This is a genomic window from Paenibacillus sp. V4I5 (assembly GCF_030817255.1).
Lineage (GTDB): Bacteria > Bacillota > Bacilli > Paenibacillales > NBRC-103111 > Paenibacillus_E.
Genome location: NZ_JAUSZB010000002.1, coordinates 2,200,782 through 2,221,376 on the forward strand (window position 1 = coordinate 2,200,782; position 20,595 = coordinate 2,221,376).

At 43.9% G+C, this 20,595-nt stretch carries 19 protein-coding genes; 1 reads left to right on the plus strand and 18 read right to left on the minus strand.

Annotated features, from left to right (window positions below; all coding sequences use genetic code 11):
- Positions 1 to 258: 258 nt before the first annotated feature.
- The 12 genes from QFZ78_RS11920 to QFZ78_RS11975 form a co-directional block, all read right to left on the minus strand.
- A complete protein-coding gene (locus QFZ78_RS11920; protein ID WP_307547688.1) occupies positions 259 to 939 on the minus strand; it encodes a response regulator in 681 nt (226 codons plus the stop codon).
- Between the two features lie 489 nt (positions 940 to 1,428).
- Complete coding sequence (locus tag QFZ78_RS11925) at positions 1,429 to 3,207, minus strand: sensor histidine kinase (RefSeq protein ID WP_307547690.1); 1,779 nt, start codon at positions 3,205 to 3,207, stop codon at positions 1,429 to 1,431.
- Positions 3,208 to 3,220: 13 nt separating this feature from the next.
- Positions 3,221 to 4,825, minus strand: a complete 1,605-nt coding sequence (locus QFZ78_RS11930; RefSeq protein WP_307547692.1) for a response regulator transcription factor — start codon at positions 4,823 to 4,825, stop codon at positions 3,221 to 3,223.
- A 37-nt stretch (positions 4,826 to 4,862) separates the two neighbouring features.
- A complete protein-coding gene (locus tag QFZ78_RS11935) occupies positions 4,863 to 5,246 on the minus strand; it encodes a substrate-binding domain-containing protein (RefSeq protein WP_307547695.1) in 384 nt (127 codons plus the stop codon).
- Positions 5,215 to 5,871 carry a substrate-binding domain-containing protein gene (locus tag QFZ78_RS11940; RefSeq protein ID WP_307547697.1) on the minus strand — a complete coding sequence of 219 codons (657 nt, stop codon included), beginning with the start codon at positions 5,869 to 5,871 and terminating at the stop codon, positions 5,215 to 5,217. Before QFZ78_RS11940 ends, QFZ78_RS11935 begins: the two co-directional genes overlap by 32 nt.
- 72 nt (positions 5,872 to 5,943) lie before the next feature.
- The gene (locus QFZ78_RS11945; RefSeq protein ID WP_307555634.1) at positions 5,944 to 6,822 is read right to left on the minus strand and encodes a phosphotransferase; all 879 of its coding nucleotides are present in this window, start codon (positions 6,820 to 6,822) and stop codon (positions 5,944 to 5,946) included.
- 299 nt (positions 6,823 to 7,121) lie between these two features.
- Positions 7,122 to 7,997 (minus strand): ROK family protein, encoded by an 876-nt coding sequence (locus QFZ78_RS11950; RefSeq protein WP_307547698.1) that lies wholly within the window; start codon positions 7,995 to 7,997, stop codon positions 7,122 to 7,124.
- A 30-nt stretch (positions 7,998 to 8,027) separates the two neighbouring features.
- Positions 8,028 to 9,290 (minus strand): glycoside hydrolase family 32 protein, encoded by a 1,263-nt coding sequence (locus tag QFZ78_RS11955; RefSeq protein ID WP_307547700.1) that lies wholly within the window; start codon positions 9,288 to 9,290, stop codon positions 8,028 to 8,030.
- Positions 9,223 to 9,519, minus strand: coding sequence for a hypothetical protein (locus QFZ78_RS11960; RefSeq protein WP_307547702.1), 297 nt, complete (start codon positions 9,517 to 9,519; stop codon positions 9,223 to 9,225). The genes QFZ78_RS11955 and QFZ78_RS11960 overlap by 68 nt, the downstream gene beginning before the upstream one ends.
- A gap of 79 nt (positions 9,520 to 9,598) precedes the next feature.
- Positions 9,599 to 11,194, minus strand: coding sequence for an ABC transporter substrate-binding protein (locus QFZ78_RS11965; RefSeq protein WP_307547704.1), 1,596 nt, complete (start codon positions 11,192 to 11,194; stop codon positions 9,599 to 9,601).
- A 48-nt stretch (positions 11,195 to 11,242) separates the two neighbouring features.
- Positions 11,243 to 12,124 carry a carbohydrate ABC transporter permease gene (locus QFZ78_RS11970; protein ID WP_307547706.1) on the minus strand — a complete coding sequence of 294 codons (882 nt, stop codon included), beginning with the start codon at positions 12,122 to 12,124 and terminating at the stop codon, positions 11,243 to 11,245.
- Between the two features lie 18 nt (positions 12,125 to 12,142).
- A complete protein-coding gene (locus QFZ78_RS11975; protein ID WP_307555636.1) occupies positions 12,143 to 13,078 on the minus strand; it encodes an ABC transporter permease in 936 nt (311 codons plus the stop codon).
- A 546-nt stretch (positions 13,079 to 13,624) separates the two neighbouring features.
- Between QFZ78_RS11975 and QFZ78_RS11980 the strand changes: the two genes are divergently transcribed.
- Positions 13,625 to 14,668 carry a LacI family DNA-binding transcriptional regulator gene (locus QFZ78_RS11980; RefSeq protein WP_307547707.1) on the plus strand — a complete coding sequence of 348 codons (1,044 nt, stop codon included), beginning with the start codon at positions 13,625 to 13,627 and terminating at the stop codon, positions 14,666 to 14,668.
- An 89-nt stretch (positions 14,669 to 14,757) separates the two neighbouring features.
- Here the strand turns inward: QFZ78_RS11980 and QFZ78_RS11985 are convergent, their stop codons facing one another.
- From QFZ78_RS11985 to QFZ78_RS12010, 6 genes are all read right to left on the minus strand, one after another.
- Positions 14,758 to 15,501: a glycerophosphodiester phosphodiesterase gene (locus QFZ78_RS11985; protein WP_307547708.1), complete on the minus strand. Its 744-nt coding sequence runs from the start codon at positions 15,499 to 15,501 to the stop codon at positions 14,758 to 14,760.
- 146 nt (positions 15,502 to 15,647) lie between these two features.
- Positions 15,648 to 16,415, minus strand: a complete 768-nt coding sequence (locus QFZ78_RS11990) for a Cof-type HAD-IIB family hydrolase (protein WP_307547710.1) — start codon at positions 16,413 to 16,415, stop codon at positions 15,648 to 15,650.
- 31 nt (positions 16,416 to 16,446) lie between these two features.
- Positions 16,447 to 17,607: an ROK family transcriptional regulator gene (locus QFZ78_RS11995; RefSeq protein ID WP_307547712.1), complete on the minus strand. Its 1,161-nt coding sequence runs from the start codon at positions 17,605 to 17,607 to the stop codon at positions 16,447 to 16,449.
- A 64-nt stretch (positions 17,608 to 17,671) separates the two neighbouring features.
- Positions 17,672 to 18,661 carry a Gfo/Idh/MocA family protein gene (locus QFZ78_RS12000; RefSeq protein ID WP_307555638.1) on the minus strand — a complete coding sequence of 330 codons (990 nt, stop codon included), beginning with the start codon at positions 18,659 to 18,661 and terminating at the stop codon, positions 17,672 to 17,674.
- 62 nt (positions 18,662 to 18,723) lie between these two features.
- Positions 18,724 to 19,704, minus strand: coding sequence for a Gfo/Idh/MocA family protein (locus QFZ78_RS12005; RefSeq protein ID WP_307547714.1), 981 nt, complete (start codon positions 19,702 to 19,704; stop codon positions 18,724 to 18,726).
- A 26-nt stretch (positions 19,705 to 19,730) separates the two neighbouring features.
- On the minus strand, positions 19,731 to 20,573 hold the full coding sequence (locus tag QFZ78_RS12010; RefSeq protein WP_307547716.1) for a carbohydrate ABC transporter permease: 843 nt from the start codon (positions 20,571 to 20,573) through the stop codon (positions 19,731 to 19,733).
- Positions 20,574 to 20,595: the final 22 nt, after the last annotated feature.

Consider the following 20,595-nt stretch of genomic DNA (forward strand, 5'->3'; position numbering starts at 1 on the left):
GCCTTTGGTATCTACGGAACTCAGAATAATCATACTTACTTTTTTTGGTAATATGTTTTTCATTTTCAATTTTCTCCGAATTTCTATAATTTATGTTTGCTTTTCTGTGTCTTCATCATACCTTCGATCAAAACTAAAAATAATAGAAAATCTTCTCGCAACTGTTGAAATTTTTCTAATAGGCTGTTTCAGTTGGGTCGAATGACTTTCTACCGGAAACTGATCCGACTGTTGAAATTTTTCCGGGGAATTGCGTTATTAAAGCCTATTGCTGCGGTACCGCCTTATTGGACCACCAGTTCTGACTTCAGGCATCACTTTGCCTTTTTCAACTAGAGACTTTAGATATTTTAGTGCAGTATTTCTGTGGATTCCAACTGCTTGAGCTATCGTAATCGGGGAATAGGCCTCTGTCTTATTTTCGATAAATTTAAAAATAGCAAGTTCCGTTGGAGACAAAGGCGGTTCAATTATATTTGATTCAATCCCCCACTTCGCTAACGCATGCATCATCTGTTGTTGGCAGCGGCGAGGCTGCTCCAGTATGCTATGCAGTGAAAAGCGAAGCACCTTCCAATCATCAATTACAAGGTCATTCTGGCGGAACCGGTCATCTGAAAATTTATACGAATCCGCGTTATAACCATGTGTTCCCTTATCGTCTACTTCGATGCAAATTTTGATGACGAGCGATGGTTTGGCCAAATCCAGGTATCTGAAGCCGTCTTTATAATCTTTCACTTCGTACTCTGCAAGCCAATCGTCAAAACTCCCGACAGCGGGCCAAAACACATGGATAATGAATTTCTTTAGTGAAAAACTCAGGCCCTTTTGCAGCCGCTTACGCCGTTCCCCTGTGCACGACTTGATTTGAAATGCCATCCACTTTTCGTATGCAGTACGAAGCTGCAGATTCATTTCACTGTTTATTTTTTCCATCTACTTCTCCACCTTTAGGAAATAAAATAGCCGCTTGCTCCGGAAATGAATTTCCGGAGCAAGCGGCGTGTACTTCACGACCTGATAATGGATAATTTACTTCAAGTTAAGCAAAATTACAATAGTATTTTTGAAAGAAGCACTACTTTGTGCGCTAGCGCCCGGTGGCGACGAATCTGCAGACCTTGCGCACAATTTTTGTGCGCTAGGGCCCGGTCGCGACCGATCTGCAGACCTTGCGCACAATTTTTGTGTGCTAGCGCCCGGTCGCGACGGATCTGCAGACCTTGCGCACAATTTTTGTGCGCTAGCGCCCGGTCGCGACGGATCTGCAGACCTTGCGCACAATTTTTGTGCGCTAAGGCCCGGTCGCGATCGATCTACAGACCTTGCGCACAATTTTTGTGCGCTAGCGCCCGGTCGCGACCGATCTGCAGACCTTGCGCACAATTTTTGTGCGCTAGCGCCCGGTCGCGACGGAACTTACTTCTATTCTATGACTGGCAGCCAAATATTAACGGTAGTTCCTCTCCCTAATTCACTCTCGAAATGCAGCCCAAAAGGATCGCCAAAATGGAGTTTGATTCTTTGATTCACATTTTGCACGCCGATACCACTCCCTTTCTCAGATGTACGATCTTTTTGGTACATTTTATGGATTTCCTCTGGAGACATTCCAATTCCATTATCGATGACCTGAAGAAGAATACGGTTCCCCTTACGTATCCCCGTTATTTGAATATACCCTTTCCCCGCGTTATTTCTTACTCCGTGATAAATAGCATTTTCTACTAGAGGTTGTAAAATAATCTTAATCAACTTATTAGAAAGGATACTCTTATCCACATTGATTTCAAAATCCAATTTAGATTTGTACCGCATTTTCTGGATCGTCAAATAGTTTTTGATATGCTCGATTTCGTTAAAAATGGAAATGAATTCTTGTCCCTTGCTAATGCTTAAACGGAATAACTTAGCCAAGGAAGCTGTCATAAGGATAACCTCTTTCGACTTTCCAGTTTCTGCCATCCATATAATTGAATCTAACGTATTATAAAGAAAATGAGGATTAATCTGAGCTTGTAACACCTGCAGCTCGCTCTTTCTTTTTAACTCCTGTTCCTTTATATTTTGCAGCATTAGTTCTTTGATCTCTATCGTCATTCGATTAAATCGATTACTTAAATGCCCGATTTCATTGGAGCTTTGAATATCAACCTGAATGTCGAAATTCCCCTTTTCTACCTCTTTCATCGAACTTTCAAGATGTTTAATGGGCTTTGAAATACGTAAGGATAGGATAATAGAGAGCAACACTGCGATGATAAGAAACCCTATACCTCCAAAAAAAGTATATGTTCGCAACTCATGCTTATTGGAGACTAATTCGTCCACATAATTGACCCCGACAATTTTCCATCCGGTGCTTTGCGATGTTTTAATCGTGTACATCCGGCTATTTCTACCTTCTGAAGTCACAAAGCTGCTGCCAGGAGTACGCATAACTTGAGAAATCAGTTCTATTTTCTGATTGTTATTAATCATTTGCTGCTCTGGGTGATACACGATGTTTCCCTGTGCGTCCACAATGAAAACATATCCCCTATTTCCAAGTTTAATCTTGTTGCAAATATCGTTGATGACGCTATAATTCAAGTCTACAAGCAGAACGCCGAGCTTTTCATCTCCGACATCACTACTCAGTTCACGGCTTAAGGATATCACGGAATTATACTCGTTAAGAATCATATTTTGTACGTGTGAAGAAGAGATAACGACTTTCCCTTGCGCTTCAATTGCCTTCTTATACCAGCTTTGTTCCGTTGGATCTACTTTTGGATTTAATTTAATATTTTCATTGTAAGGGATAATTTCCCCATTTGTACCAAAGATAAGGATCGACGAAATATCCTTTCTTGTATTCAACACGGAATTCAGTTGGAAGGATATTTTCTGTTTCAAGTCTTCCTTACCGATTGCACCTAGATATACCTGCTTCAAGAGATACTCTTTGATATCATAATTGGAAAGAACCATTCGCGAAATATTGTCCATATAATTGATGTAACTATCCATATTGGAGCTCACTTGTCCCATCAGCTGATAGGTATAGTCGCGTGAATTTTTTTTCACTGCATCTGTGGAAAGATGATAAGACATCCATGCAATTACCATAATCGTGACCACAATTAAGCATGAGAAAGCAACAGCAATGGTTGACTGGATACTTTTGAAACGGAAAAAATGCTTGATTCGATTCCTTACCATATTTACGCCCCTTTTACACCATTCTGCGATACACAGTCGGGGTCATACCCGTCGCTTTTTTGAAAATTAAATTGAAATAATGGGGGTCCATATAGCCTATACGACTCGCGACTTCGTAGGTCCTCAAATCTGTACATTTAAGCAGTTCCTTTGCCTTTTCCACACGAATCCGAGTTAGATAACTTATGAAAGTTTCTCCAGTATGGTTTTTAAAAATAAGGCTAAAGTAACTTGTGCTTAGCACCAGATATTTGCAAACCATATCCATGGACATTTTCGCATCCGCATAATTACCTTTAATAAATTCTTCCGCTTTCAAAGCCTGCATCTTGCAAAAACTGTTTCTTGTTTCAAGGATAAGGCCCGTGGTACGAGAACAGTAATTTTTCAACCAATCTTCCACTTCATCCAGTGTTTTTAACCCGTAGATTTCGGTCAATGGGCTTGAAGTCGTGCTTTGAAGTGTTTCCCGAATCTCAAGTTCATCTAAAAGATCCAAAATTGAGACGATGATTTGCTGTATGTGAATATAACAACGATCCATTGGCAGATAGGATTCCTTAAGATTCTCAATGATTTTCTCAATGATCCCATCGATCTCCTGCTGAGTTCCCGACTTTAAGGTATTAGCGAGTTTTCTTTCCCAATGCTTATCGAAAGGAATGCTCTCACTCCATTCCCCTTCAATGTCGCCGATATGTATGATCCGATTCTTTCCAAGAAAAAAGCGATAATCAAGAGCAGATAATGCCCTCTTATGAGAATGATGAATTTTTTTTAGTGTAGAGCAAATATCTCCTACGCCAATGGACACTGTAAACTTCAGATACTCTCGTACCGATAGGTTGATCTCTTCGAAAATTAGAGCTGCTTCTTCACGAAGTATTTCCACATTCTCGTCATAAAGGATTACGATTGTTTTTTCATTATTGTTTTGGAACACGAGTCCGTTCTTTTTTCTTGTAATAATTTCTCCACTAATGTTACACACTGCAAAATAAAGCAGTTCACTCTCGCTTTCGGGATAAAATCTTTGCAGTTCCCCATGATCATCTACATCAATCACTGCGACTACATAATGGCTTCCCGGTAAATCAATATCCAAATAGGCAAGCTTATCCTCAAGCTTGCTTTCACGTAGTTCTCCTGTAACCAACTGATTCAAGAACCGCTCTCTTACGAGAGGCAAACTCTCTCTAAGCTGCTGCTTAAGCTTGCTTAAATCCTCCACCTTACGATTCTCATCATCAAGATCCGCCTTTACTTTGGAGAGGATTTGACATAATTCATCAGCTGTATTCGGCTTTAAGATATAATCATGCACCTTCAACTTCAATGCTTGCTGAGCATATTCAAATTCATCGTAACCTGTAAGAATAATTATTTTAGTGTGAGGATAATGTTCAAAGAGATAACGTGACACTTCTAAACCATCCACCAAAGGCATGTTAATATCCGTTAAAACCACATCGGGTTGAAGCTGTTCGAGGGCCTTCAGCACCTCACGACCATTTTCAAAGTCGCCAACCACCTCAAATCCCAACTCATTCCAGTTTAGACTATCTCGTATTCCTTCTCTTACGTTGTCTTCATCATCCGCAATGATAATTTTATACATACATTTCACCACTACGCTTTCGAATTTTATGAGAATATTACCAACCTTTGTAGGTTTCAACATTATCTTGAGTAATCAGGTCAACAGGAATTTTAATTAACGATTCTATCTTTTCACCTTTAAGAACTTTAAAGCCTTCATCCATTGCCAATTTAATCATTTCAAATGGATACTGTGCAGAGGTTGCAACAAAGCTTTTCTTTTCTTTGAGCGCATTAACGGCATCTGGTGCACCATCTACACCAACGATAAACATTTCTTTGTCGCGACCTGCTTGTTCCGCAGCAATTTTAGCACCAACTCCAGAAGGGTCATTCGTTGCAAATACAGCATCAATTCCCCCTTTTTTATATGCTTGAAAAATGGTTTCCATCATTGAAACCGATATGTCACGGTTGCCATACCCATTTTTTCTTAGCAACTACTCTAATTCCTGGAGTATCTTTAATCGCTTCTTCAAATCCAGCGATACGATCCGTTACAGCAGATACAGGAGGCCCATCAATAACAACAACATTTCCTTTTCCATTCAAACGCTTAACAATATATTCACCTGCTAATTTTCCAGCAAGAAAGTTATCTGAGGTTACAACCGTATTCACACCTCCATCTGCACCTACGTCAACTGCAATGACGGGGATTCCCTCCTCTCTAGCTTGACTAACAGCACCAGCTATACCTTTAGAATCTACAGCATTTAGAAGAATCACATTTACTTTTCTTGCAATAAAATCCTTAATTTGAGCTGTTTGCTTAGCCAAGTCACCTTCTGCACTTACTGTAATTACATCAGCACCATGCAGCATTGCACCTGCAGTCGCACCTTTGGACATCGCAACAAAGAATGGATTGCTTAAATTTTGCAAAGTAAATCCTACCACTACTTCTTTCTTTTTTTTTGTCGGTTCTGCATTTTCTGTTACTAAAGGTGCAATCATTGCTTCAGATGTTTTTGAAGGTTCCGGTATTCTACTTGAAAAGCATGCTGTAAGCGCAACTAAAGCAAGTGCAACAAATACATAGGATAATACTTTTATGCTTTTCATAGTAAACTAGCCCCTAATATTTTTTTATTTACTTAATTAACACGCCTAGATTGCTTACTAATTTTATGATTATTATAATTGGTAAATCCCTTGTTCAATTCGCTGAATGCAATATTCAGCAAACTTGTAATAATCAAAATTATGGTGACTATCCTCTTTGGTAAGTCCACTGTAAAACATTCCCCACGCAACCTCTCGAACCATCGACACGAATTTCATGTCCTGAAAAATGTGAAATGCTTCCTCCTCGAAATATCCGAAATATAACTTTAACCACTCACGCTCATCTGTTTCACTGAACTGGTTTGTAAACGGAATGAGCGTCAATTCGAAAAACAAATCTCCGACTCCCGACAACTCCCAATCAATAATTTGCAACTGTTGGCCTGTATAGATCATATTGCATAAAAAGGAATCATTGTGACAGAATTTGTTGTTATTTTCTTTGTCATTACTCCGCTTATGCGCGATTTTCTCTACTCGATGCAAAATTCGGTTTAATCCATCAGGATGCTTGACTTGAAACTGATCTGCGCCTTTCAAATATCCATGAATTAAATCATACGGAGTACATGTTCTGCCTTGACCTTCCATACGATGTATTCGTTTGAGGCGATCCATAATCATTTCTTTGATACGATCGTCTTTGAGATCATCTTTCTCAAGCATTCGCCCTTCTAAAAATTCCGTGACTACAAATTGTTCCGGATAATTACTCGGAATCACTTTAGGAGCAAATCCTTCGCGGTTTGCCTTCTTCATCACTTCTACTTCGGAGCGGCGTGTCAGGTTCAAATACTCATTTTGCCTGCTATTGATGCGAAGAACGTATGTACTCTGTTTCGTTTTTACCTTGTAGGTTTGGTTGCACAGCCCACCATTAAGACTTTCAAAACTTAAGAATTCATAGTTTAACTCTGGTACTTCGCGAATAATTTCTTCAACTTTCATGTTCAACAGGATTCACCCCTAATTCGATCGGACATAAAATAAGTCAAATGTTGGTTCCATCATTTAAACGTTTACGTATACGTTTACATTAGTAAGGTAATTACATTATATCTCTCTCACTACGATTTATAAAACAATTTTTTTACTAGCGGCCGTACCACCAAGTTTCAGCTTCCTGATCCGGCCAGCGATCCCCGCTCAACTCCTATGCTTTGTTTTGTATACATCTAAAGATAAAAATACCTCCACTACGATGAATAGCTGGAGGTACTTTCCGGTATTTTCTTGGTGTGGCACTTCTAAGCATCCAAGGCTTGCTTAGCCAAGGCCAGCGCACCGCAAAGGCCTGCGTTGCCGCTTAGAGCGGGTTGTACAATGTAACTATCGTTATCCTCTGATAAAGCCGGATGCTGTACATAACCGTTTAACAGTTTACGAACTTGTTCGCGTATAAGCGGGAATAAGTGGGACTGGTTCATAACACCGCCGCCGACAATGATTTTCTCCGGAGAAAGAATGAGCGCGTAATTGACTAGTGCCTGAGCGATATAGTAGCTTTCTATTTCCCAAGCGAAATGAGTATCTCCAAGTTCAAACGCCTTCTTGCCCCAGCGATCCTCCAGCGCCGGTCCCGCCGCCAGTCCTTCCAAACAATCTTTGTGAAAGGGGCAGTGTCCTTCATAGCTGTCATCCGGATGCCGCCGTACAAGAATGTGCCCCATTTCCGGATGGGTCAAACCATGAACGAGCTTGCCTTCAACGATTGCACCCGCACCGATCCCGGTTCCGACCGTCATGTACAAGCAGCTGTTCAATCCTGCTGCAGCCCCCCATGTTGCTTCCCCCAAAGCAGCTGCATTCACATCGGTATCAAAACCAATAGGGATGTCAAAGCACCGCTTCAAATGCTCCACGATCCGGTAACCGCTCCAGTGCGGCTTTGGAGTTCTTGTAACGGAACCATAAGCCGGGCTCTGCGGGTTCACATCGATCGGGCCGAAGGTTCCGATTCCAATCGCTTGTATCTCTTTAGATGCAAAGAAATCCATCGCATTGCCGAGCGTATCTTCTGGTGTCGTTGTTGGGATAGAGATGCGATCAAGGATTTCGCCATCTGCCGTACCAATCCCGCATACGAACTTTGTCCCGCCGCCTTCGATAGCACCTAATAACAATTCGTTTCCCTCACAATCATCGTCACTTTGTTATACCGTCACAACTGAATAGATCGATTTCAATGGATGAAGCGCTAGAGAAATGACCTTGGCCTTTCCATCAAGCACATAAAGTTCCAAACCTTTACTGGACGGATCCGGAAAAATTTGATCGGTAATCACGATCTCCCCGTCATTTGCAAATACTTCAATGGAGGAGTTATCGACAAAAAGGTGCAGCTTTAGCCGTCCGTTTTGAAGCTCCAATTGTACATCATGCTTACAAGCAAATGCATCATGAAATCCACTTTCACCGGAGTTGCAGCGGTCAACAAACAATGTCTGCATAGCGGTGTTATAGCCGACTACGGTTTCTTCCCGCTCCGAATTCCGAAGCTTAAAACCAACTTCCGATGCGTCGCCCAAATCGATCTCACATTCGAGCTCATAGATATCGCTGTGCACGTCCGAAAGTATGTTTTGACCGGGGCTAACGGTAACCTCTTGCCAAACCTGCGCTTCTAAGCGAAGCTTCTGCAAATCCGTCACAGGCTTTTGAACCAAACGGATTCCAGATGGCCCCTTCTTCAGGGAAAGCACCCGTGGCAGTGTCATTGCGCTTCTCCAACTGGTTGTCGGGGTGAGATTTGCATACTTCCAATTGCTCATCCAGCCGATAAACAGCTTTTCTTTATCCGATCTAACAACATCTGACCATGTTACACCAGCATAGTTATCTCTTCCATGATCCACCCACAATACGGTTTCAGGAGATGAATCGTTCATAAACGTACTTCCGTCAAAGCTCCCGACAAAATATTGTGTCCTTGAGCCTTCTGCCATCTGGGGATGATCTCCTATACTGACAATGAGTACCCATTTGGTTTCATCAGCAAGACCCTCTACCTGAAGCTCTATTAAATCAGGGCATTCCCATACTCCGTCGTGCGAGCCCTCTGCGGCACCGAACTCACTTGCAAAAGACCATTCCTTTAGATTGGAAGACGTATAGAAATGAACACGGTCATCCACTGCAATCACCATTATCCACTTCTGTTTTGAAGCATGCCAGAATACTTTAGGATCCCGGAAATCCGTTATTTGCTCGTTGCACAACACAGGATTTCCCCCGTACATCACCCACGTTCTGCCTTTATCCAAACTATATGCAAGGCTTTGCCTCTGTCTCGGACGTTCGGAATCCGGATAATGGTCCGCGTGGGTGAAAATAGAAACCAGTCCAGGCTTACCGGAGAAAAAATCCGCTGGTATCCTCCCAATCCACCACTGCGCTACCGGAGAATATGAAACCATTTTGATCAGGTTTTAACGCAATCGGGCAATGCTCCCAATGGGTTAAATCCGTACTGATTGCATGTCCCCAATGCATTGGCCCCCAGGTTGTACCTTCTGGATAGTGCTGATAAAACAAGTGATATTCCCCATCGAAATATACCATTCCATTTGGATCGTTCATCCACTTAGCCGGCGGCGAAAAATGGAACTGTGGCCGGTACTTTTCTCTATACAGAATAGTTGACATCTCTTCCACTCCCTCTATTTTAAAAAATCCAGAGCGTCACCTTACTACTCAATCCGCTCCGGCGGTCTTACAGCAAAACTTATTTTTTCACGTTTCTGTCGTAACCTGTTTGTTTAATCTTCAACCAATCTTGTAGACCTAGACGGTCCAATTCTTTTAAATAACCAGCCCATTCAGCTTCAACTTTCCCATTCTGAATCCACTCGGTCCGTTTTCTCAGCACATAGGCAAACATATCTGTTTCAATCGCAGAAAGTCGATCCAATTCTTCAAGAGAAAAGAACACTTTTGGATAAATATTTTTAGCCTTCATGTCCGGGACCATTACTTTTTTCATTAAGTCCAATCTCCATGCGGCATCATCTGGCTTCGTCGTAACATTGCCATAGTAAGAATCTAAAATCGCCAATGGTCCGCCAACAAAGGTTTTTTGTCTCAATTCCCAAGGAGACATGCCGTTCAACGGTAAATGTTTCAACATTTTATTAGATTCATCGAATTCAAAGATATTTTGCTGCGTTTTATCCCCATAAGTGCCCCAGTTGTTTTGTACGGATTGGGTCGGATCGTATAGGGAATCAATCCATTTTGCCGTTGTTTCGATATTTTTATTTGTTTTGGTGATAACCATTCTTCCTCTATCGAAGCCCATTCCGTTCGTTCTCGTTACGTTTTTCCAGCCATTCGGCCCTTCAAGCGCAGGCATAAGCTCATATTTATCGTTCATGCCAGTGATATTTCCCTTATCCCATGTAAAATATAGACCATAACGATTTTCTTTTCCTTTAGCTAGATAGGTATTCCAATCCTGCGTAGGCGCTTCAACATCCATTAAACCTTCTTTGTATAATTCATTTAGAAACTTGACGCCTTCCTTGAAGCTATTGTCAGCAGATGTGAAAATAACCTTTCCATCATCACTGACAACCGTATGGTCCCAGTTTTCACCCAGACCAAAGGAGCCGAATAAGAAAGCCAAGTCTTCTCCGCCGGTTTTATTAATAAAGGACATAGGTATTTCATCCGCTTTTCCATTACCGTTCGGGTCTTTTGTTTTAAAAGCAATCAGAACTTGTTTTAATTCTTCGGTCGTTTTAGGCATTTTCAAGCCTAACTTATTTAGCCATTCCATGTTAATCCAAGGAAAATCATCGACAGAATGGATACTTTCCTTACCCGCGCCCAGCTCCTCAATCCATGGGAATGAATAAATATGGCCATCAGGGGCTGTAATCATCGATTTATATTGCGGTGCTTTCTCCAATACCTTCTTGAAATTTGGCATTTGTTTTTCAATAATGTCATCGAGCGGAATAATGGTTCCGTCCTTTGCCAATTTAAGCAAATCGTAGTCACCTAAGGCTGCATCGAAAATCGCATCAGGAAGGTCACCGCTGGCAATCGCTAAATTTCTCTTCTCCGCAAACGAATCCCACGGATAATTCTCCCAATCAATGTGTATTCCCGTCTTTTCTTCTAGACGCTGGAATATCGCCTTTTTATTAGGATCTTCGGGAGCTAGCGGTGAGCTTTGTGTCATAAACTTCAAAGCGGGTTTCGCTGTTGTACCTGTGGCTGCACTTGATGCAGTCGTCTCGCCTGATTCTTTGCTGCACCCCGTTACTGCTAATAATGCCGCCATTGAAATGAATAATGCCTTTTGGGAATGTTTCATAAAAATAACCCTCCTCTTTTTTGGAAAACCTATATGCTTGTCGATCCATTATTTTAATGAACCGACCAAAACACCCTTTTCAAAATATTTTTGGAAAAAAGGATACATAACAAGTAACGGTAGACTGGAAATGACAATGGACGAATACTTAATGATCTCAGATAGCCGTTTCAGTTCTGCCATAGCCAATTGGTCCGCAATCATGCCAGGATTTACTTGATTCTGAATTAAGATAGATCTTAAAACCAACTGTAGAGGCAGTAAATTTGCACTCTTCAAATAAATTAACGCGTCGAAATAAGAATTCCATTGACCTACGAATGCATATAGAGCTAATACGAAAATAATTGGTTTAGATAGAGGGAGAACAATCTTGAAGAAGATACGCACCTCAGATGCACCATCGACCTTGGCTGCCTCGTTCAATTCGTTCGGAATACCACTAAAGAAGGTCCTTGCCAAAACAATATTCCAAACATTTACAGCCGTTGGTAGGATGATCGCCCATACCGTATCTAACATTCCCAAGTTTTTTATCACCAGATAGGTTGGAATTAATCCCCCACCGAAAAACATGGTGACGACAAATAAGATCGCAAAAAACTTTTTACCTACGAAACCAGCAACCGATAAAGGGTAGCCGGCAAAAATGGAGACAACGACGGTAACAAAAGAAAATGCGACAGAGTAAAAAAGAGCATTTACAAATCCCCGGATCATCGCATGATTCGATAAGATGACTTTATACCCTTGAACACTATAATCCGCAAGATGGAAAGAGATCCCTTTATTTAACAGTGCAGTCGGCTCCATAAACGATGCCACGACTACATAAATTAAGGGAACTACAACGATCAATACAGCAAAGAACAATAGAATGTAATTGATGGTCAGAATAAAACGGTCCAATCTAGTAGGCTTAAAATTCATACGGCATCTCCTTTTCTTTTAATAGAGGCCTTCACCTTCATTTAATTTCTTCACGACAATATTAACGAGGATAAGTAAACCGACATTAATAACGGAGTTAAATAGACCAACGGCAGAAGAATAGGCGTAATTTCCTGCTTGCAAACCAATTTTATACACATAGGTTGGAATGATCTCTGAAGTCGGAACATTCATTGCCGTTTGCATCAAATAGGCTTTCTCAAATCCAATTGCCATAATGCCGCCGGCAGCTAAGATGAATACGATTGCCATAACCGGTTTAATCGTAGGCAAGTCGATGTGTTTAATTCTTTGCAGCAGGTTAGCTCCATCAATGGTTGCAGCATTATGGAGTTCGGGATCAACGCCGGCTAATGCAGCTACATAAATAATCGATGACCAGCCCGCTCCCTGCCAAATGCCAGATAAGATATAAAGTGTACGAAAATAATCCGGGTCTGACATAAAACTAATAGGATGACCTGTAATCAGGGTTAGAATCTTATTAATCGGCCCTACCGGCGATAAGAAGACGAATAGCATCCCGACAACTACGACAACGGATATAAAGTTTGGCGCATATAAGACCAATTGAATCCTTTTTTTAACACCAGCTTTGCGCAATTGGTTCAGCATAAGCGCTAATAAAATGGGAACCGGGAAACCAAGTATGAGTCCGTAAGCACTAAGTTTCAGCGTGTTCATGAAAATAACTTCAAAATTTGGTGAGGTTAAAAACTTCGTAAAATGCTTTAATCCAACCCATTCACTGCCGAAAATCCCTTTGCTCGGACTAAAGTCTTTAAAAGCAATGACCGCCCCGTACATGGGCACGTACTTAAATATGATCGTCAGGATGAAGGCTGGTGCCATCAGTAAGTACAGGAAAGGATTTTTCCTCATATAATCGATTTTACTTATAAATGCATGACTTTTCTGTTTAACTGCTCTCATTTCAACTTCCGCTAATTCTTGCAAGACAGTACCCCCTAACTCAATATCCATAGAATTATTCATTTGCACAATATTTTGCATGCAACCGTGACTTCCCACATGCGAACCCTTGTAAGGAAGGGCTTACATTTTTCACTTTATCCTTTCGGCCACAATTTCAATTTACACTCAACATTGAATTTAGTCAACAAAATTTTAATGTATTTTTGTTCATATGCAAACTAAATAAAGTGCATTTCCACACTAACAATCGATAAACCCGCCTATTTTCATGCATCTTTTCTTATTGCCAAAGATAAAACAGAGTTAGTAATGTAACTTTCGAATGAACTTCAATTCATTTGCACAAATACAAATGTGCATTTGTTTATATAAATTAACGTAAATGTAGCATTATTACCACTTTGCAAATGCACTAATTATTCGATCTATATTTGTTCATTTGTAACCTTGTGAATTGACATTTTATTTATAATATTATACATTTAGTTTAAATTAATCATTCATTAATCTGAGGACTGATGTTGTTCGCAAAGGAGTAAGCACATGAGTAAAGAAAAAATCACCATACAATATATCGCGGACTCCTTGGGGTTATCCAGGAATACCGTTTCTAAAGCTCTTAACGGGAGTGAAAGTATTCCTGCAGAAACAAGAAATAAGGTATTAAAACGTGCGATTGAGTTAAATTATAAACAGTTTGCTCTTATAGATACGGATACGTTAACCACCAAAAATACGGGTAACATTGCACTTTTAACATCAAATATGCCGAGCAATAGTCATTTTGGCGCTTCATCGCTAAGCGGGCTTGAGAAAAAAATCAGTTCCGATGGCTTTAATTTATCCATTCACATTGTTCGGGAATCGGATATTGATTCGTTAGTACTGCCTAATAATTTCGATACTAAAAAAGTGGATGGTATCGTTTGTATTGAGCTATTTGACAAGAAGTACACCCAATTAATCAGTTCTTTGGGAATCCCCGCCATTTTTATAGATTCCACAGTGGATATCTTTTATTCCGAACTTCAAGCAGATATTATTTTAATGGAAAACGAACAAAGCACTTATTATCTGACAAAGAAATTAATTGATAATGGTTATACAAGCATTGGTTTTATTGGCGATTACAATCATTGTAAAAGTTTTAATGAAAGATGGGTTGGATTTAATCGGGCATTACTAGACTCTCATTTGCAGCTTGACCCTTTGTTTTGCATAGTTGAAGAAGATCGATATGTTGCGGATCCTAAATGGTTGGAGAATCGGTTGGAGAATATGAAAAACCTTCCGTCCGCATTTGTTTGTGCGAATGATTTTATTGCCATTAACGTGATGAGGATATTAAAAAATAAAAATGTACAAATACCAGAAGATATTGTTATCAGCGGTTTTGATAACTCTCCTGAGTCGCAGATTGTAGAACCTCATTTAACAACCGTCCATATATTCCGAGAAGAAATTGGAATCCTGGCCGCTGAAATATTGTTGTCCAGGGTCGAGAACCCTCTCAAGCCTCCTCAAATTACTCACGTTCAAACGAAGCCGATATTTCGTGAATCTACGGGTAAGTTAAACGAATCGTAATTTATGAAACCATAAAACAATAAACCGCTGCACCCTATGAATGGTGCAGCGGTTTATTGTTTACTTAAGAAAGGAGTCGGGAAAATTTTTCACTTGGAATCCTGCGTTTGCAACAAATCTTTTAATCTTCCAGGGAAGTTCGTAATAATACCCGAAACCCCAAGCCCAGTTAGATGCAGCAGATCATTTACTTCATTAGCCGTATAAGGGTAGACATAAAGCCCGCTCTCTGTCGCGTTCAGCACATCCTCGGCATCCAGCATTTCAAAGTAAGGATGAAGCGAGTACACTTCCACATCAAAACTGCGTGCGTATGCGGTAGGATCAAGTAATTTCGATTGATACAAAAGACCGATCTTGGCTTCCGATTCCATTTGTTTGATCCTTCTGACACACTTATGGTCGAAAGATGAAACGATGACATTATTCAAACGGTTACGTCTACGCAGAATTTCAACTATCTTATGCTCCATTCTGCCATCATAGGAGTATTTGATTTCCACGTTAATCATGATGGAATCAGGTACTAGATCAAAGACTTCGTCCAAAGTCGGCACAGTCTCCCCTTTGAACTCATCGCCAAACCAGAAACCAGCATCATAGGTTTTGATTTCCGATAAGCTTTTCTCCGCTATCAGGCCTTTCCCGTCTGTAGTCCGGTCCAACGTCATATCATGACAAACGACAATTTCATCGTCGGCGGTCAAATGAACGTCAAGCTCAATCCCTTCGCATCCCTGGCTTAACCCAAGCTGGAAAGCAACGCGTGTATTCTCTGGGGCCATTCCTTTGGCCCCACGGTGTGCAATAATCATCGGTTTGTTTATAAGCATTCTTATTTCCTTTCCGGCTATGGTCTTCGTCATAGGCTTTTTTAGTAATCGGGAAGTATCCCGTATTGACTTGTCAGTAAGCCTGCTCCGCATAACCGGGAAACCGGTTGTGAACGGCACCAACCCCCAGCTCGCGGGGCCGACCCTTATACAATTGAACGGAACTCGGCTATGTCCAGACCAAAAATAAATTTTTGCACCGCCTTGGCGACGCCGTCCTCGTTGTTGGACATCGTGACGGCATCAGCGATCGCCTTGACCTGCTCCTCGGCGTTGCCCATCGCCACACCAAGCCCAGCCGATCGTAGCATCGAAATATCATTCTCGCTGTCGCCGACCGCCAAGACCTGTGCCATTTCGATGCCGAGCAGCCGGCAAACCTCCCGTACGCCGCTTTCCTTCGTGATCCCCTTGACGGAGATCTCCACATTGACCGGAGCGGAAGAGGTAATCTCCAGCTCGCCCCAGCTGAGCAGCTCCTCGCGGATACGCGCCACTACCCCCAAATCGTCATGCTTCATGCCGAATTTCATCCAATCCATTTCGAACAGCTCTTCGCTCCAATTGCCCTGGCCAGACAGGCTCTCCACGGAATATCCCCAGTAATGCGCATCTTCCCGGAGAGCCAGCTCATGCAGCCGGCGAACTGTTTCGCGGGGCAAATGGGTGCGAGCCATTAACTGGTTCGGCCCTTCCCAAATCTCCGCTCCGTTCAACAGAACCATAGGCGAATCGAGCTCCAGCTCCTGCCAAAAAGAGCTTACGGTCTGCATCCCCCGGCCTGTAGCGAACATCACGGTTACCCCATGGTCCACAGCTTTCCAGATCCACTTCTTCGTTTCTTCCGTCACCTGCTTATCGTCGGTAAGCAGCGTACCGTCCATATCCAAAGCCAACAATTTATATTCAGACATTCCCTTGATCTCCTCCGCGCTCTCTTTCCGATTACAGCGACAGGCTGTTGACAGGCACTTCAAATACGCGCTTCATCACCAAGCCTGCGGCCAGAGCTGATTCGTCCGGTTTCTGCCGCATGTAACTTAGTCGCACGCCACGGCATGTTTCCGGCACGTTCGCTAGAATCCGCTCGTCCATGGCCGGGATCAGCCGATCGCCCAAAACTTCCAGCAGCTTCCCCGTCATCAACACATGGTCGGGGTTAAGAAACGTGATCACATTGCTTACGGCCAAACAGAGTGCGGTCACAACGGTTTCGTACAGCGCCGCCATCAGTGGCTCTCCGGCGCGAACGCCTTCAGTGAACTCATCCAGCGTCAAACCGACATTCACTGCCAGTCCGCTTGTAGAGGCAAGCGTAGTCAAGCAGCCGGTTCCCCCGCAGTGGCAGCGGTAAGCGTTCGCGCCAGTGAATGCCTTGTAATGCCCGAACTCCCCTGCTCCGAACGTGGACCCGGTTACCAACTGATTATCGGCTACAATGGCGCCGCCTATGCCGTAATCGAATTTCAGCGTTAAATTGTTCGACGAGCCCTTAAGGCTGCCATGCATATTTTCGTTGATCGCCAATAAATTAACGTCGTTCTCCAGGTAGAAGGACATATCGTACTTATTCTCCAATCGCTCCTGCAAAGGAAACCGGCCCCATCCTAATCCGGGCAGCCGCAGGGCGATCCCCTGTTTGGAATCCACCAGCCCTTGTATGCTCAAGCCGATCCCCTTGATCCTGCTTCGTTCCGGCGTTAGCTCCAAAAGCTCCTCGATCACCTCGCACACAGTCGCAAGAATGTGATCTTCGTTCAAGTAGCGCTCGACAGGTCGCCTGGCTTCGCCTACAAGATCGTAGCGGAAATTGTGCAAAGCCCCCCTGACATATTTGCCAGCGAGCTCAATGCCGATTGCGAACATATTCATAACATTGACCGTCAGCGGAACCGGCTTGCGGCCTCCGCTGCTTCCGATGGGCGTACCCTCGACCACGAGATCCTCCTGTAGCAACCGGTTGACGATGTTGGTCACAGTTTGCTGGGTCAATCCCGTTAATTCGGCCAATTCCACCCGTGATATCGGTTCTTCGTTAAAAATTAGATGCAGCACCTTTTGCTGATTGATTGATTTGAGCAGTTGCTGGCTGGTTACTCTAGTCATTCGCTTCTTTCACCACTCCTTTTGGCATTATGATAAAATGATTCCTGCGACAGCTTATTTCCTGCTAAGCCTTCACTCGTCCGCTTTCATCCAATGTAACCGGCTCACCCCGGCGAACCGACTCGTAAGCCGCTGCAGCGACAGCAGCCGACCGAAGGCCGTCCTTGCCGGTAATCGGCACTTCCCTGTTGCTTCTTATTGCATCGATGAAAGCCTGCACCAGACTGCGGTTCATATCGTCTCCCCAGTGGCTCCATTGGGCTTTCACTTTCTCATCGCTGTATACCTCGCTCTTCTGGCCAAAGGCATCGACGGAAAGCAGACCGTTCGTTCCTACAATCTCCATCGTAACATCGCCCCAGTAAGGGAAGGACTTCGTGCGCGACCAGCTGGTATCGATCGAAGCAATAACTCCGTTTGCAAACTTCACGTGCAGTATTCCGGCGTCATCCACTGGAATCTCATGAAACAGGGTCGCAGCTTCGGCGTACACCTCCGTTACAGGACTATCCAACATCCAGTTGAGCAGATCCATGACATGAACGGAATGGTCCAGTAGGGCGCCTCCACCCGACAGCGCAGGATCAATGAACCAGCCTCCCGGCATGGTGCCTCGGTTCGAGCCTTTCACTGCAACGACCTCGCCGATGTCGCCCCTGTCAATCGCTGCCTTGGCCTGCACAACTGCAGGGAGGAAGCGGCAGGGAAACGCCGTCATCAGCCGGACTCCGTTCTTCTCGCAGGCAGCTACCATCTGTTCCATTTCCTCCACGTTCAAGCCGAGCGGCTTCTCACACAGCACATGCTTTCCAGCCTCCGCTGCGGAAATCGTGTGCTCGGCATGATAAACGTTCTCCGAGCAGATGACCACCGCATCACAGTCGCTGCTCAGCAGCTCACGGTAATCCGCGAAATAACGGATTTCGGCATCCTCCTGCAAATACGGCTCCACCCGGGCATGGTTGTCATCCGCTATGCCCGTAACCTTCACTCCCGGCAGCCTCTGGAGCTGGCGATAGAAGCCGGCAGCATGGCCATGAGCGAAGCTGATCATACCTATCTTTACAACGTTCGTTAACTCAGGCACTACGTCCCTCCCCTTCCTGTCCCTCTTCATCACTGTATACGTACCGGACGACCTGCGGCGGCGGATTCAATCGCGGCAAGGCCCGTCTGCAGCGCACTTCGGGCGTCAGCGAACGTTATGTCCGGCTCTGCGCCGGTCCGCAGGCATTCCACGAAATGAGCCAGCTCCAGGTAATACGGATTATGCATAGAAGGGCTTTTGGGAAGCCGAATAGCCGGGGTCTCCGGTAAATCGTTATTTGCCTTGAACATTTTGAGCGAAACGGCATCCTCACTATTAAAGCGGATGACTCCTCCGCTTCCCGCCAGGTCCACGCTAGTCGTGAAAGGTCCTGGAAATCCCCAATAGCCCTCGAGATGCGCAATCCCGCCATTTTCGAAACGCAGGGTAGTCAGAGCATAGTCGAGACCCTCGTGCCTGCGGTTCATTGCATACACGGATACAGCCTTCCCGAAGATGCTTTGGGCAAAATCAATATCGTGAATCATCAGGTCGAGGATCACACCGCCGCTGATGTCACTATTGGCGTACCAAGTCTTGGCAATACCCGGATTGCCGCCCATCCGTCTTGTATGCAGCACTCCGGGCTTCCCGACTACTCCTTCCGCAGCCTTGCGGCGAATATCGGTATAGCTTGGGAAGAAGCGTACCACATGCCCGATAAACAGCCGTACTCCGTGCTGCTCGCTGACAGCGGCCATTTCATCCGCTTCCTCGGGCGACAAGGCGATGGGCTTCTCGCAAATGATATGCTTCCCGTGACTGGCGGCCCTGAGAACAAATTCCTTATGCATATGAGTAGGCAGGCAGACGTCTATAACCTCCGGACCCGCCTCCAACACCATTTGATCGAAATCGAAATAAGCCTTTGTCTCCAAGTTCCCGGCAAGCGCCCGGGCGGCTTCTTCCTGCAGATCACACACACCGACAAGCTCAATACCGGGCATACTAATCCATTCGGCCCCATGAGTACGGCCCATTGTACCGCAGCCGATTATAGCAATCTTCATGCATTATTCTCCTTCATACTCTACATTTAACCCTTAACCGCACCTAAAGTGGCGCCCTGCATTATCATCCGTTGGAACAGCATGAACACAATGACGGAAGGTACCATCGCAATCGTCACCCCTGCAAACAACGTAACCCAATCCGCTGTAAACTCCATCATTTTATTGGCTTGGTACATCTGCACCGCAATCGTGTATTTCTCGGGATCGCTCAAATAGATGAACGGCCCCATGAAGTTGTTATAGTAGCCAAGGAATTTAAAAATCGCAACCGTAACAATCCCCGGAGTGGACAAGGGAACGATCACCCGCCAGAACACCTGGAAGATCGAAGCACCGTCGATATGAGCACTTTCCTCCATGTCCTTGGGCAGCGACTTCATAAAGCCCCCGAGCAACATTAGATAGAACACGCTCTCCCCCAGGGAGGACAATAAGATTAACCCCGTTAAGCTGTTCGTCAAATGCAGCTCCCTCATAATCACGTACTGAGGCACCAGGGCGTTAATCCCTGGCAGGAACAAGGAAAGCATAATAAGGCCCCAGATCAGCTGCCGTCCCTTAAACTCCATCCGGGTCAAGGCATAAGCGTTAAGTGTAGTAAAGAACAAGCTGACTACAAGGCTTCCGCCTACATAATAAAGCGTATTTAGCAGCGAACGACCGAAGCCATATTCCGTCCAGGCTGTTGTGTAATTGGACCACTGCAGCTTTTTGGGAAGGCTCCAGATGTCCTTGAAAAATTCCGGATTGGACTTCAGAGACTCATAGAACACCCACACTAGCGGAAACAGGATTGACAAAGCCCACACATATAGTACTAGACGCCACACGACGTCCATAAACGACTTTTTTTCCTTCAATCTCATCTTCTCCCTTCTTTAAAAAGTA